The organism is Bradyrhizobium sp. LTSP885 (genome assembly GCF_000938305.1).
In the GTDB taxonomy this organism is placed as follows: domain Bacteria; phylum Pseudomonadota; class Alphaproteobacteria; order Rhizobiales; family Xanthobacteraceae; genus Bradyrhizobium.
Window position 1 is genome coordinate 47815 of sequence record NZ_JYMT01000041.1, and the last position, 12477, is coordinate 60291.

The 12477-nt window shown below is 63.0% G+C and carries 10 protein-coding genes; 4 read left to right on the forward strand and 6 right to left on the reverse strand.

What is annotated here, in order from left to right:
- Positions 1 to 149: 149 nt before the first annotated feature.
- The 3 genes from UP09_RS28655 (at position 150) to UP09_RS28665 (ending at position 3331) form a co-directional block, all read left to right on the forward strand.
- Positions 150 to 896 carry an acylneuraminate cytidylyltransferase family protein gene (locus tag UP09_RS28655; RefSeq protein WP_044541723.1) on the forward strand — a complete coding sequence of 249 codons (747 nt, stop codon included), beginning with the start codon at positions 150 to 152 and terminating at the stop codon, positions 894 to 896.
- The gene (neuC, locus tag UP09_RS28660) at positions 893 to 2086 is read left to right on the forward strand and encodes a UDP-N-acetylglucosamine 2-epimerase (RefSeq protein ID WP_044541781.1); all 1194 of its coding nucleotides are present in this window, start codon (positions 893 to 895) and stop codon (positions 2084 to 2086) included. Before UP09_RS28655 ends, neuC begins: the two co-directional genes overlap by 4 nt.
- Positions 2087 to 2176: 90 nt before the next feature.
- Positions 2177 to 3331 carry a phytanoyl-CoA dioxygenase family protein gene (locus UP09_RS28665; protein ID WP_044541724.1) on the forward strand — a complete coding sequence of 385 codons (1155 nt, stop codon included), beginning with the start codon at positions 2177 to 2179 and terminating at the stop codon, positions 3329 to 3331.
- Positions 3332 to 3374: 43 nt separating this feature from the next.
- Here UP09_RS28665 and UP09_RS28670 read toward each other — a convergent pair whose 3' ends face one another.
- The gene (locus UP09_RS28670) at positions 3375 to 4160 is read right to left on the reverse strand and encodes an FkbM family methyltransferase (protein WP_044541725.1); all 786 of its coding nucleotides are present in this window, start codon (positions 4158 to 4160) and stop codon (positions 3375 to 3377) included.
- A gap of 160 nt (positions 4161 to 4320) precedes the next feature.
- On the opposite strand from UP09_RS28670, the gene UP09_RS28675 reads away from it, so the two are divergent.
- Positions 4321 to 5286, forward strand: coding sequence for an NAD-dependent epimerase/dehydratase family protein (locus tag UP09_RS28675; protein ID WP_044541726.1), 966 nt, complete (start codon positions 4321 to 4323; stop codon positions 5284 to 5286).
- Positions 5287 to 5344: 58 nt separating this feature from the next.
- Here UP09_RS28675 and UP09_RS28680 read toward each other — a convergent pair whose 3' ends face one another.
- The 5 genes from UP09_RS28680 to UP09_RS28700 form a co-directional block, all read right to left on the reverse strand.
- The gene (locus UP09_RS28680; protein WP_156164826.1) at positions 5345 to 6916 is read right to left on the reverse strand and encodes an O-antigen polymerase; all 1572 of its coding nucleotides are present in this window, start codon (positions 6914 to 6916) and stop codon (positions 5345 to 5347) included.
- Positions 6917 to 7000: 84 nt separating this feature from the next.
- Positions 7001 to 8326 (reverse strand): lipopolysaccharide biosynthesis protein, encoded by a 1326-nt coding sequence (locus tag UP09_RS28685; protein WP_044541728.1) that lies wholly within the window; start codon positions 8324 to 8326, stop codon positions 7001 to 7003.
- Between the two features lie 56 nt (positions 8327 to 8382).
- Positions 8383 to 9771: a hypothetical protein gene (locus tag UP09_RS28690; protein ID WP_044541729.1), complete on the reverse strand. Its 1389-nt coding sequence runs from the start codon at positions 9769 to 9771 to the stop codon at positions 8383 to 8385.
- A complete protein-coding gene (locus UP09_RS28695; protein WP_044541782.1) occupies positions 9771 to 11000 on the reverse strand; it encodes a LegC family aminotransferase in 1230 nt (409 codons plus the stop codon). Before UP09_RS28695 ends, UP09_RS28690 begins: the two co-directional genes overlap by 1 nt.
- A 5-nt stretch (positions 11001 to 11005) precedes the next feature.
- On the reverse strand, positions 11006 to 12004 hold the full coding sequence (locus UP09_RS28700; RefSeq protein ID WP_044541730.1) for an NAD-dependent 4,6-dehydratase LegB: 999 nt from the start codon (positions 12002 to 12004) through the stop codon (positions 11006 to 11008).
- Positions 12005 to 12477: the final 473 nt, after the last annotated feature.

Genomic DNA, 12477 nt, shown 5'->3' on the forward strand with positions numbered 1-12477 from the left:
ATCACCCTCCAATCAAGCGGTTGTCTTAGTCGAGTACACTGGTAAAAGCAACGCAAGCGGGTTGCGGCTGGTACAGCTGAAAGCCGTGCAGTGGTAAGAACTTGCGCATCCCTCGCGGGGATGCCAGCGGCAGGACTCATCGAAAGCGCATGGCTGAGACGGCACAGATATTGTTCCTGTTGGTGGGGCGCGGCGGATCGAAGGGATTGCCGGGCAAGAATTTGCGCGAAATCGGCGGGCTCAGCCTGATCGGCTACAAGGCGAAGTCCGCCCTGCAGTCGCGCTATTGCTCGCGGCTGATCGTCTCCAGCGACAGTGCTGATATCCGCAACGAGGCGGTGCGCCACGGCGCCGAAATGCTGTTCGAGCGGCCGGCCGAGCTTGCGACCGACACCGCCTCCTCCAACGACGTGGTGCTGCATACCATGGACTGGATCGAGGCGCATGAAGGACGGCGCTACGACGCCATCATGCTGCTGGAACCGTCATCGCCGTTCGCGCGCCCCGAACATTTCAACGAGGCGATCGAACTGTTCCTGGCGCGCAAGGCGAGCCTCGTGGTCGGCATGCGCGAGACCGAGGTCTCGTCGATCTTCGTTGGCACGCTCGGCGCGGACGGCTCGATCGGCGGCATCGTCGACAGGATGCTCAAGACACCGGCGCAGCGCCGCCAGGATCAGCCGATCGAGGTGACAATGAACGGCGCGCTCTATCTGGTCGGCTGGGACGCGATGCGCAAGCACCGCAAGATCTACGCCGATCCGGTCGCGAGCTACGGAATCATGATGGACCGGATGCACTCGATCGAGATCGAAAGCGCGGCCGATCTCGCCTATGCATCCTACGTCATCGAGCACGGCATGCTCGACGCCTCGCCGTGGCGGATATCGCCATGACGGCCGCGCCACGCCGCATCGCCGTCGTCACCGGGTCGCGGGCGGACTACGGCTTGCTGCGAGGCATTTTGACGCGGCTGCAGAAGATGGACGTCGATCTCAGCGTCATCGCCTGCGGCATGCATCTGGTGCCGAGGTTCGGCGAGACCTGGCGGATCATCGAAACCGACGGATTTCCGATCGCCGCGAAGATCGATCTGAAGCTCGACGACGATCGCGCCGCGACGGTGGCGCACGGTACCGGTATCGCCGTCTCCGGCTTTGCCGACGTGCTGCCGAAGCTCGCGCCCGATCTCCTCGTCGTGCTGGGCGACCGCTACGAGATCCTGGCGGCCGCGGTCGCAGCGACCCTTCTGAACATCCCGATCGCGCATATCCATGGCGGAGAAGTCACCGCCGGCGCCTTCGACGACGCCATCCGCCATGCCATCACCAAAATGGCCTGCCTGCATTTCGTTGCGGCCGAACCGTATCGGCGCCGCGTCATCCAGATGGGCGAGAACCCCGACTTCGTCTTCAACGTCGGCGCGCCGGGCCTCGATTTCGCTGATACCGCACCCGTGCTCAGCCGCGCCGAGCTATTCGCGCAATTGGGCATCACCGGCCCGGAACGCTTCCTGCTGGTGACGCTGCATCCGACCACGGCGCAGCCGGAAGCCGACGCGGCCAATGTCGCGGCACTGCTCGGCGCGCTCGCGGAGATCGGAGATCGGAGCTTTGTCTTCACCGGCGTCAATGCCGATCCCGGCTATCGCGCGATCGACGATGCAATCCGCGCCTTCGTGGCGTCGCGGCCGGATCGGGCACATTTGTTCACGTCGCTCGGCAGCGAGCGCTACTGGGCAGCGCTGCGGCTTGCCGATGCCGTGGTCGGCAATTCCTCGAGCGGCATCCTGGAGGCACCAGCCGTCGGCGTGCCTTCGATCAATATCGGCGACCGCCAACTCGGACGGTTGCGCGCCGCCTCGATCATCGATTGCCCGGCCGACTCCGCGGCGATCCAGGCTGCCCTCGAAAACATCTTTGCGGACCGGTTCCGTCCCGACCCGTCGCTTGTGCCGCCCTATGGCCTCGGGGGTGCGTCGGAGCGAATCGCTGGAACCCTTCAAAAGATCGACCTTCGCCAAGCTTTCCCCAAGCATTTCCATGACTTGGAAGCTCCCCTGAGCGGACCAGATCCAGTCTCATAGCGCTCGGGCGCGGTTGCTTGCACAACGCCCCAGGTTGTATAGATCGGCCGGGCCCGGGGATAATTATGCGGGCGCCGCCGGAGACCCGACATGACGACGATCGAGACGCTTTCCGACGTGGCACCGGCCGCGCATGCCGTCGATATCCGTGAGCTGCCGACCCCGCCCTATCGCGGCACCACCCTGCCCGACATCGACTATGACGCGCACCCCGCCTATGGCGGCATGCTGCCGAAGCCGACGCTGAGCGAACGGCTCTATGCGCTGAAGATCTTCGTGAAGACGTTCGCCTTCGTCAGCCTCCGCCGCATCGTCGATTACGAAAACATGCCGCTGCTGTCCAAGGAAGCCGGCTTCAGCGGCCTGAACTTCTCGACCGCGCTGCGCTACGTGACGATGTTTGCGCGCATCCGCGCCAGCCGCATGATCGGCACGCTGACCGGCGCGCGGCGCCCGGCCATGCCGGCGAACCCGGCACTGCTGAACAAGATCAAGGCGGACGGCATCGTCTGCCTGACGCTGGCGCCCGAGGAACTCGACCAGATCCGCAACGCGACCAATCCCGGCTTTGCCAAGCTCGACGAGCGCCGCGCCAATATTCTGCCGGAGAAACGCAAGTTCGACGACAACGTCTACTGGTGCACACGCACGGCCGATCCGGCCGCCTTCGCCACCGTCGAGAACGTCTTCAAGCGCTACGGCATCATCGAGGCCGCGAGCGCCTATCTCGGCCGCCCTGTCGGCGTGAAGCATGTCAACGGGCAGATCAACGACCAGGACCTCACCTTCTGGAAACGGGTGTTCCCCGACACCAAGCTCGCCGATCCATGGGGCAGCTATCTGCACATCGACGCCACCTACGGCATGCTGAAATGCGCGATCTACGTTCATGACATCGGCCCGGACGGCGGTCCGTTCTGCTACATCCGCGGTAGCCAGAACGCCAGGATCGGCTGGTTCGAAGGCATGGTCCGCCGCACCAATGACTTCTGCGGCTTCTCCGGACGCCGGCCCGACGCGCGCCAGAAGTTCATGGCGCTGCCAGCCTTCCTGCGCAGGAAGGCTGATTTCGGCGGCGACCTGCCGGACAATTCCCCCGACGTGGCCCGCCTGCGCGAAGGTCATTTCGCGGCGACCTCGAACTACGGCAATTGCGTCCTGTTCGACGGCAACGGCATGCATCGTGGCGGAATGGTCAACAAGGGCGAGCGGCGCTGCCTGTTCATCCTGCTCGCGGAGATCTGACGCGCATGCCCCGCAATCGGGGGCGCGATCAGCTTTGCGTACCCTACAGCTTGCTCGGCCGCTTCAGGTAGGCGGCAAGCTGGTCGGCGCTGAAATAGGCCGCCTGGCTGCGCAGCTTGCTATCCTTGCGGACAAAGGCGAGATCGATCTGCGCAAGCGCGCCGTCGAGCGACCGCATGTGCCCCTCGAGCACGTCATAGACCGCGAAGCCCGCCTCGTCGCAGAAGCGCACGATGTCGGCAAACTCGGGGATGCCGTGGCGCATCGGCATCATCGTGGTTTCCAGGATCAGGAGGTCGATCTCGCCGATGCGCGAGCCGAGCCCCTTCAGCACTTCGAGCTCGGCGCCCTGGGTGTCGACCTTGAGGAAGACCGGATGCTCCAGCTGCTCCGGCAGCAACGAATCCAGTCGCCGCATCGGCGTCGGCCGCGCCTCGCCGTCGAGCACCTTGCCTTCGACCTGCGCGAAGATGCTCGATCCGGAGATATCGTCGTGCACGTTGAAGGTGACTTCGCCGTTTTCGGCACCGGCGGCGACCAGGAAATAGTCGGCGTTGAGACGCTGCTTGAGCTGCTCGAGGATTGGACGGCATTCCGCGACCGGCTCGACCAGAAAGTAGCGTGCCCGCGGAAACGCGTCGTAGATCGGCGAGGTGCCGAACGCGATGCCGACGTCGACCACGGTCTTCACATCGAAGCCGAGCGACTTGAGGTGCTTGAAGAACAGGCCGAAGTTCCGCACCGGCGCATTTGTGCGCATCAGACGCAGGCCGATCGGCTCCAGCAGGCCATTGAGGCACTGGAACGCCGCTGAAACGAATGCCTTCATGAAGCGAGCGCCGGTTGTCTGGTGACGGGAAGCGTCCGATCGCAAAGTGCCCTCGCCCGCGAAGGTTTCGCCGCAGTTTGCAATCGACTATTCGGTTTGGTAAATCAGCCCGGCAAGCTGGTCAAGCGACCGCTTTTTCCTCGGAAACAGCCAAATCCGCATGAAAGTTCTGGTGACCGGCAGCTCCGGCTTTATTGGTCAGGCGCTCGCGCAACGATTGAAAGCCGAGAATTGGAAGGTCCTGGGTATCGACAGGCGCCCGGGTCCGTCGACCAATTTCTTGTGTGACATCCTCGACGCCAAACAGTTGCTGGAGACAATTCAGGCCTGCGCGCCTGATGCACTCGTCCATCTGGCGGCGCGAATCGACATCGACGAAAAGGCTGATGTTTCGGGCTACCCGGCCAACGTCGAAGGGGTTCGAAATGTCATTGACGCGGTTCGCAGCACCCCCTCGATCAAGCGGACCGTATGGACCTCATCGCAGCTGGTCTGTCGCGTCGATTACGCGCCGAAGAGCGACACCGACTATAATCCGGACTCGTCCTATGGGCGCAGCAAGGTCCTGACCGAGCAGACCGTCCGCGAACAGGACGGCGGAGCAACCCAATGGTGTCTCGCGCGCCCGACTACGGTCTGGGGACCGGGCATGAGCGCGCACTATCAGCGCTTCCTGCGCATGATTCAGCGCGGATACTATTTTCACATTGGACGCGAGCCCTTGCTGAAATCGTTCAGCTATGTCGGAAATATCACTCATCAGTACCTGCAATTGCTGAAGGCCGACCCGGATCGGATCCATCGCAAGACGCTTTATCTGGCCGATTATGAACCGCTCGACCTGGTCGCCTGGGGCGATGCCTTCCAACGCGCGCTTCGCGCCCGGCCGATTCCCAGGATGCCCGTGCCTCTCGCGCGGGCAATGGCCTACTCCGGTGACGCGGCAATCGCGCTCGGACTACGACAGTTTCCTCTGACCTCGCGCCGCCTGAAGAACATCCTGACCGAATACCAGTTCGACCTGACGGCGACCGAAGCGATCTGCGGATCGCTTCCCAGCACGTTCCAGCAGGGAATCGACGAGACGGTCGAATGGTTCAACAACCTGTCGCAGCCGAAGGCATAGCCGCGCGCATTGGTCTAGACTCGCAAGAGGCGGTCCACCGGTGAATACCGGCCAATCATTATTGGTCTTTCTCCTGATCGCCCTGCTTCGCGGTTCCGGTCCAGACGTCGACGGCCAGCCCGACGACGAGCATTGAGCCAAGCACCAACGCCGAGTTGGCGACGCCGAGCGGGCCCTGAACGGGGCTGAGAAGGATACTCGCGAGAACAAAGACCAGAAGCAGTTGCGGCGTCATCAGACTGGAGCGTCTTGCTCCCGCCGCGCTCCAGCCCGCCACGCATCCCCAGACCAGGATGTAGATGACGGCGCCTGCGATTCCAAAATCGATGAAGGCGGCAAGCCAGACCGTCGGGAAGAAGCCGTAAGTCCCGGCCGATCGCTGCTCGGCTTCCATGGTGGCGACATGCTGGTTCTCCGGCGCAAACACCCGCAGGATCGGCGACAGCACGCCGACCTCATAGACCCCCCACTGCCTGGAGAATTTGTCGCGTGCGTGCCAGGCGATATCGATCGTTCGGACACCGTGGGTCAGGTAGAAATAGGTGCTGAGGCCGATCATCGCGGCGCGCGCCGACAGGTGGCTGGATTCGAGCGCGGACGTGACATAGCCGCGCGGTTTCACGTTCCAGGCTTCCAGCCTGATCGCGAGCACCGCATCGGCGGAACTCACTTCCGGCGAAGGCGCCGGCGCAGCGGTCGCCTCGGCCATCCGCTTGCTGAAGTCGGTGGCGGTCATCACCTCCGCAGACTTCGGCTGGGTGGTCGACGAACCGGCTTCGGTTGAGGGACGAACCGGAGCCTCGTCCGCTTTCGGCGCAGCCTCAAGCTGAGGCTGAGCAGCATCGCGCTCCTTCTGCTTCGCCTGCAGTTCGCGGATCAGCGGCGATACCTGCGCGCAGAAATTCTGTCGGCTCGACCAGATCGAGCTCGAATAGATCGCAAACAGCCCGATCGCCACAATCGTCTTGAGCAGCAGATGGTGCCCGGGCGGCAGAGGCTTCCGTCCCTCGCTGATGCGCACCAGAATCGTGACGATAATCAGGACAAGGACGAACAGGATCGGCATCCGTCCGGAATAGAGCAGCGCGTAGCCCACCGGCGAGACGACCGACAGCTGCGCAAGCGCCGCCGCCCAGCCCTTGATCGCCTCGCCCCGCAACAGAAACACCACCACCGAGACGAAGCCGAACGAGAACATGATGTAGCCGAGATACAGCAGCGGCGTCCGCTTGATCGCAACGGCATCGACCAGTCCCGGCGCACAGCGCAACATCTCGGCATAACCGCCGTTGCTCACGCCGCTCAGGACGGTGCGATCAAGCGCAATAAATCCAATTCCGGCGATTCCGATAAGCGAACTCGCGATGACGATTCGATTCAGCATCATCGAGGAAGGCGCGTGCATTTGTCCCTGGCGCGCGAACCGGCGCTCGAACAGGACGCCGCCGGCGCGATACGCCACGAGGAACAGCAGCACACCCGCTCCGACCACCGTCAACACGATCAGCGACGGTTGTGCCGGATAATCGATCGGCCCAACGGCAACGAGGGCAAGCGCCGCGCACCAGACCACGACAATGAGAATAGCTGGCGACGAGGTGCCGCGAGCTAGCCGAATGAAGGGTTGCATATTGCCCCCGTTTGAAAATATCGCCGCAAAACGAGGGCTGTGTAGCAAGGTCATTACGACACCCCCATGACGCGCCAGTCGATCTCAGGGATAGAGCATGTCCGGATCCGTGGGAAGGCCGACGGTTTCAGCTACGCTGCGTTCGCCGCCATTCTCCCGCACATTGCGGACCGCCAAGGCCGTCAACGAGACGAACAGCACGGTGCTTGCGGCTCCGCCGGCCAGCGCCGCGCCATAGATGCCGAGCCGTGGAACCAGCAGCAGATTGAGCAGGGTCGACACAACAGCGGAACCGAGGTTGCAAAGCAGGAGGTATCTGTCCGACCGTGCGGCGTACAGGGCGTATGAGGGAACGTCAGCCAGCATGCGCAGGAAGATTCCCGGCAACATTGCGTAGAAGACCCAGATATTCGCCCCATAGGCAGTCAATCCGAGCACCGCCAGCATCGGTTTCATAACGAGACCGGAGGAGATCATCGCGCCCGCCGCCAGCGCCAGCATTGACCAGAAGAACGGGCGCAGCGCCGCCCGATAGGCCTGCGTCCCGGCCGTGTATCCGGCGATGACCTTCGGCAGGAACTGGTGCGAAACCGATCCACCGAGCGACAACATGCCGATCAGGATCGTCGAATAGAACGTGTAGATGCCGAGCGCATCACGCCCGACAAATTCATCGATGACGAAGCGGTCGACATAGGAAATAACCAACGCGCCCGCCGCGGTCAGCATGAACGGACGGGCCGTCCACAGGCCCTCGCGGATGGCCCGCCAGTCGGGACGGTATCCACGCAGCGTCCGCCAGGGCAGGTCGGAGAGCGAACGGGCCGAGAAGACAATCGCTGCCATGCCGCCGAGCGCCCACCAGATCAGAACCGTTTCGAGCGTGTGCGTCGAAGGCACCGTAAACATCAGAAGCGCGATCGCGTAGACCCAGATGCCGCCGCGAAGGAACACGCCAACATAGGCCCGCACCGGACGCGAGGTGATGATCAGGATTCGCGTCGCTTCGAGCGACAGATGCTCGGTGACGAGGATCAGGAGGAACCACGGCGCCAACCGGACCGGAAACCTGCCGGCGAAGATCGCAACGCCGACCACAAGGCCGACCAGCAGCAACGCAATCGCGCAGAGCGCGATCTGGTCCGCGATGATCCGGGTTCGCCGCTCCGGTGTCGCTGGCACCAGTTCACGCAACGTGTAGGAGTAGAACTCGAGCCCGACCGTCAGCAGTGCGAAAGCCAGCGCCGCCGTCAGGAGGCCGTATTCCCCCATCTCCGCCGGCGACAGCATCCGCGCCAACAGCAGCGACAGCAGGAAGCGGCTGGCGAGCGTCAGCACCCGCAGAATGAGGGCCGACATGGTGCCGGCGACCGCGGGGCGCGTCAGCAGATCAACCAGACGAGATCGCATCGCTGTTCCATCACCACCGGCTATAGACGTCAGGTTGCAGACAGCTCGCGGGATTGTCAGGCTGCGGTTCTGCAGGACTTCATAAATCTCGGCAAATACGCGTTCAGCGAACGTACCAGCGGCTCGACTGATTTGCGTGCAGCCTCGTTTTCAGGATCGAAATTGCGCCAGCCGAAATAATCGCCCTCGACGCTGATCGCCGCAAGGTGGCGCATGACGTCGCGTTGCGTCGCCGCGAGATCCTCTGGGACGCGCCATCGCGCGAGCTTCTCGGGAAGGCCCTCGATCTCGTCGACGTCGCGGACATGCAGGAAGTTCTGCTCGGTGGCGTAGTAGGGATCGGTTGCAACGGAACAAAGCCCTGCCAGCGCTGCCTGGAAACCGATCGTGCCTGTGAGGGTGACCGAAACCGCGCATTTTCCGATCAGGAGATTGGCCGGAACGTCGTAAGGAACCAGAGTGACACCAGGCAGCTTCGACAACCGCTCGAACAGCTCGCGCTGGCGGAAGCCGAACTGCAGCGGATGATCCTTGACGAACACGCGATAGCCTGCGCCCCCGAACACCTCGCAATAGCGCACCACCACGTCATCATGCGCCAGCATGCGCTGCGACGACAGCCAGTAGTCCATCGAGGCTTCGGGAAACAGCTGCAATCCCAGGAACACGCGCCGATCTCGCGGCACTTCGGAAACTCGCCCGTCCCAATCATGGTCGAGAAGTCCGAGGACCGCGACGTCGCCTGGACGCACCTTGTGCTTCAGCCGCTTCAGTGCATCGAGGTAATGGCAATTGTAGCGGTCGTGCTTGAAGAAACGCCAGACATTGAAAAACGCGCCGCGCAGCGCGTAGTAGCCGAATATCCGCCAGAACCTTACGAGCGTGAAGCGCTTGGCATCGCGCACATAGGACGGCGTAAAGTCCTCCTTGCAGAGCAGGCCGACCGCGGCCTCGACGTCGGCATTCGAGGGCTCGCGCAGCCAAACCGGCCGACCGCGGCGCATCAGCATGACCTGATCAGGAATGATCGAGGTGGTCATTTCGAGAAAGTCTATCCCGCGCCGGTTTGCCGTGCGCGCCATGACGTCCATGACATAGCGGTCGATGGTGAACGTCACGACGAGTTCGGGCACCAGCATATCAAACGCGCGCTCGATCGCCTGGACCATGCCGCCGATCATCCGGAGCGCTAGGCCGCGGTCGAGACTCCTGAGCACGCGGCACCGCAGGATGATGTCGGCGCAGCCGTCGTCGCCGAACCGCGCGATCGCAACCTCGCCTGCGTCACCCCTGTCGATAAAGCGATAGAAATCGTCGACCAGCGGATAGCCGCCATCATCGCGCAGATCGCTCAACACCACGGTGTCGGCGAATTCCATGCGCGACGCCAGGTATTTCCACCACGGGGTCGTGCTGTGAATGGTGAAGAAGACGACGCGGGACATCAGATCTTGTTCGCGTTTTCTTTCCCGCCGGCGGCAAGGAATGGACTGCTCGGCAGGTTGATGCAGCGCCTATACATGTCCTCAGCGACGTCAAGCGGCGAACGCGGGCAATCACGATACATCGGAAGCATGTGCATCGGCGTCCACAACGGCCGCGCCTTGACACCATGGCCATGCAGCGCCGACAGGAGCCGGTCGCGCTCGCCGGCACATTCGCGGTCGAGCACCAGCGTATTCAGCCAGTAATTGCTTTGTGCCCCCTTCGGCTCGCGATAGACGCGCGCGCCGGGAAACTGGCTGAAGGCCTGCAGGTAGCGTTCGGCAAGCTCCCGCTTGGCGGCGACCATCGCGGGCAGCCGCTCCATCTGCGCGCAGCCGAGGGCCGCGTTGATGTTGGGAAGGCGGTAGTTATAGGCCACCTCGTCATGGTCGAACGCCCAGGCGTGCGATTTCTTGGCGGTCGAGGTGACGTGCCGCGCGCGGCGGGCATGATCGTCGTCGCTGGTCAGGATCATGCCGCCACCGCCGGTGGTGACGATCTTGTTGCCGTTGAAGCTGAGCACGGCGGAGTGACCGAAGGTGCCACAGCTCTGCCCGTTCAAGATCGAGCCGAGCGATTCGGTGGCGTCCTCGACGACCACCAGGTCGTATTTCGCGGCCACCGTTCCCAGCGCCGCCATGTCGACCGGGTGCCCGAAGATATGGACGGGAACCACCGCGCGAAGCCGGCGGCCGGTCTCCTTGTTGATCCAGCCGCCATTCCGGTGCACCGCGATGGCCGCAAGATGCTCGTCGAGGGCCATGGGATCGAGGCCAAGCGAATCCCAGGTCGAATCGACGAAATGCGGGATGGCGCCGGCGTGGCTGACGGCATTCGCCGTCGCGACGAAGGTGATCGCAGGCAGCAGCACCTCGTCGTTGGGCTGCACGCCCTCGAGCAGCAGCGCGGCGTGAAGCGCGGCGGTGCCGTTGACGATAGCCACCGCATGTCGGGCGCCCGTCGCCTCCGCGACCATCTGCTCGAAGCGGGTCACGTACTGGCCGGCGGAGGACACCCAGTTGGTATCGATACAATCGAGCACAAACTGACGCTCGCGCTCGCCGAACCTCGGCTCGTGCAGTTCAACCGGGCGCGGCTGCGCGCCAAGAACGGCATCGACGGCGTCGAGAACCGGCTGCAGGTCGAGTGCCGCGCCGACATGGCTGGCTTGCTTGGACAAAATGCTCATCAGGGTCACAGCGTGTAGGCGTTGGCGCGATAGCGCGACAGGTTCTCCTGCCTGGTGAACCAGGCGATGGTCTGTTCGAGGCCCTTGCGCAGCCCCTCAAGGCCGCCAAAGCGCGGCGACCAGCCGAGCAACCTCGCGGCCTTGGCGTTATCAGCCCACAGCCGTTCCACCTCGCTTCGGTCGGGGCGGACGCGGACGTCGTCCTGCTCGATCTCGATCTCGGCCCCCATCAGCTCGGCGATCAGGCGCGCGGTGTCGCCGATCGATATCTCGAAGCCACTGCCGATATTGATGACCTCGCCGATACCGGCCCTGGTCTCCAGCGCCGCCAGGAAGCCGCCGGCCGTGTCGGCGACATAGTTGAAATCTCGGGTCGGGTGGACGCTGCCCAGCTTGATGCGGCGCTGGCCGGCTGCGATCTGGGTGATAATGGTCGGAATCACCGCGCGGGCGGACTGCCGCGGACCATAGGTGTTGAACGGCCGCACAACGGTCACCGGCGTGCCGAAGGAGCGCTCAAACGACAGCGCCAGTTGGTCCGCCCCGATCTTGGTCGCCGAATAGGGCGATTGCCCCTGCAGCGGATGCTCCTCGGTGATCGGAACGAACTGCGCCGTGCCGTAGACCTCGCTCGTCGACGTGTGCACCACATGGCCGACATCGAGATCGCGCGCCGCCTGCAGCACATTCAGCGTGCCGCGAATATTCGTATCGAGATAGGTGTCCGGCGAATGATATGAGTAGGGTATGGCAATGAGCGCGGCGAGATGCAGGACTGCACCACACCCCTTCATCGCGGTTCGTAACCCGTTTGGGTCACAAATGTTGCCCGCAAATACGTCAATCTTGTCGAGCACCTCGCTGGACAGCGTATCCAGCCAACCATATGATCCCATGCTATTGTAGTGCACGAAGGCGCGCACGCTGAACTGTCGGCGGACCAATTCTTCAGCAAGATGAGAGCCGATGAAGCCACCCGCGCCCGTCAGCAATACCTTTTGCAAGCTCCAAGTCTCCTTAAGTTCAAATTTCCTGAGCTCCAAGTTAGCTCCAAGCCTCCTTTAGCTCCAAGCCTCCTTGAACGCGGACACAATCCGGTACCACCGCCGCTTCTAGACACTCCGGTGCCGCCAGACCAGATGGAAAGTGCCGAAAGGCGAACGAACCATGCGACAGGCCGCATGACTTCGCTTCACGGTTGTGGGAAAATCGAATAAGATATTGAATTACTTTAGTAATCTGGATGACTACAGAAACATCGGATCAAACTGCCGTCCCGGTGAGGTAAATTTATCGAGGCAACCAGCTCCGCAAACGCCGCCACGTTCGCCTGCCCTCTCTGCAGCGCTATAACGGAGCGAGCAAGGGTTCGCGGGAGCGCCTGATCAGGGCATACGGAACGGCATCGGGGCTCAGAGCTTGATGGAACAAAAGACGCTGGCACGCACCACTGTCGCGCGTATTCACAGGCAACTGC

Coding starts and splice junctions, on each gene's coding strand:
- UP09_RS28655 (WP_044541723.1), top strand. CDS start 150: ATGGCTGAGACGGCACAGATATTGTTCCTGTTGGTGGGGCGCGGCGGA.
- neuC (WP_044541781.1), top strand. CDS start 893: ATGACGGCCGCGCCACGCCGCATCGCCGTCGTCACCGGGTCGCGGGCG.
- UP09_RS28665 (WP_044541724.1), top strand. CDS start 2,177: ATGACGACGATCGAGACGCTTTCCGACGTGGCACCGGCCGCGCATGCC.
- UP09_RS28670 (WP_044541725.1), bottom strand. CDS start 4,160: ATGAAGGCATTCGTTTCAGCGGCGTTCCAGTGCCTCAATGGCCTGCTG.
- UP09_RS28675 (WP_044541726.1), top strand. CDS start 4,321: ATGAAAGTTCTGGTGACCGGCAGCTCCGGCTTTATTGGTCAGGCGCTC.
- UP09_RS28680 (WP_156164826.1), bottom strand. CDS start 6,916: ATGCAACCCTTCATTCGGCTAGCTCGCGGCACCTCGTCGCCAGCTATT.
- UP09_RS28685 (WP_044541728.1), bottom strand. CDS start 8,326: ATGCGATCTCGTCTGGTTGATCTGCTGACGCGCCCCGCGGTCGCCGGC.
- UP09_RS28690 (WP_044541729.1), bottom strand. CDS start 9,771: ATGTCCCGCGTCGTCTTCTTCACCATTCACAGCACGACCCCGTGGTGG.
- UP09_RS28695 (WP_044541782.1), bottom strand. CDS start 11,000: ATGAGCATTTTGTCCAAGCAAGCCAGCCATGTCGGCGCGGCACTCGAC.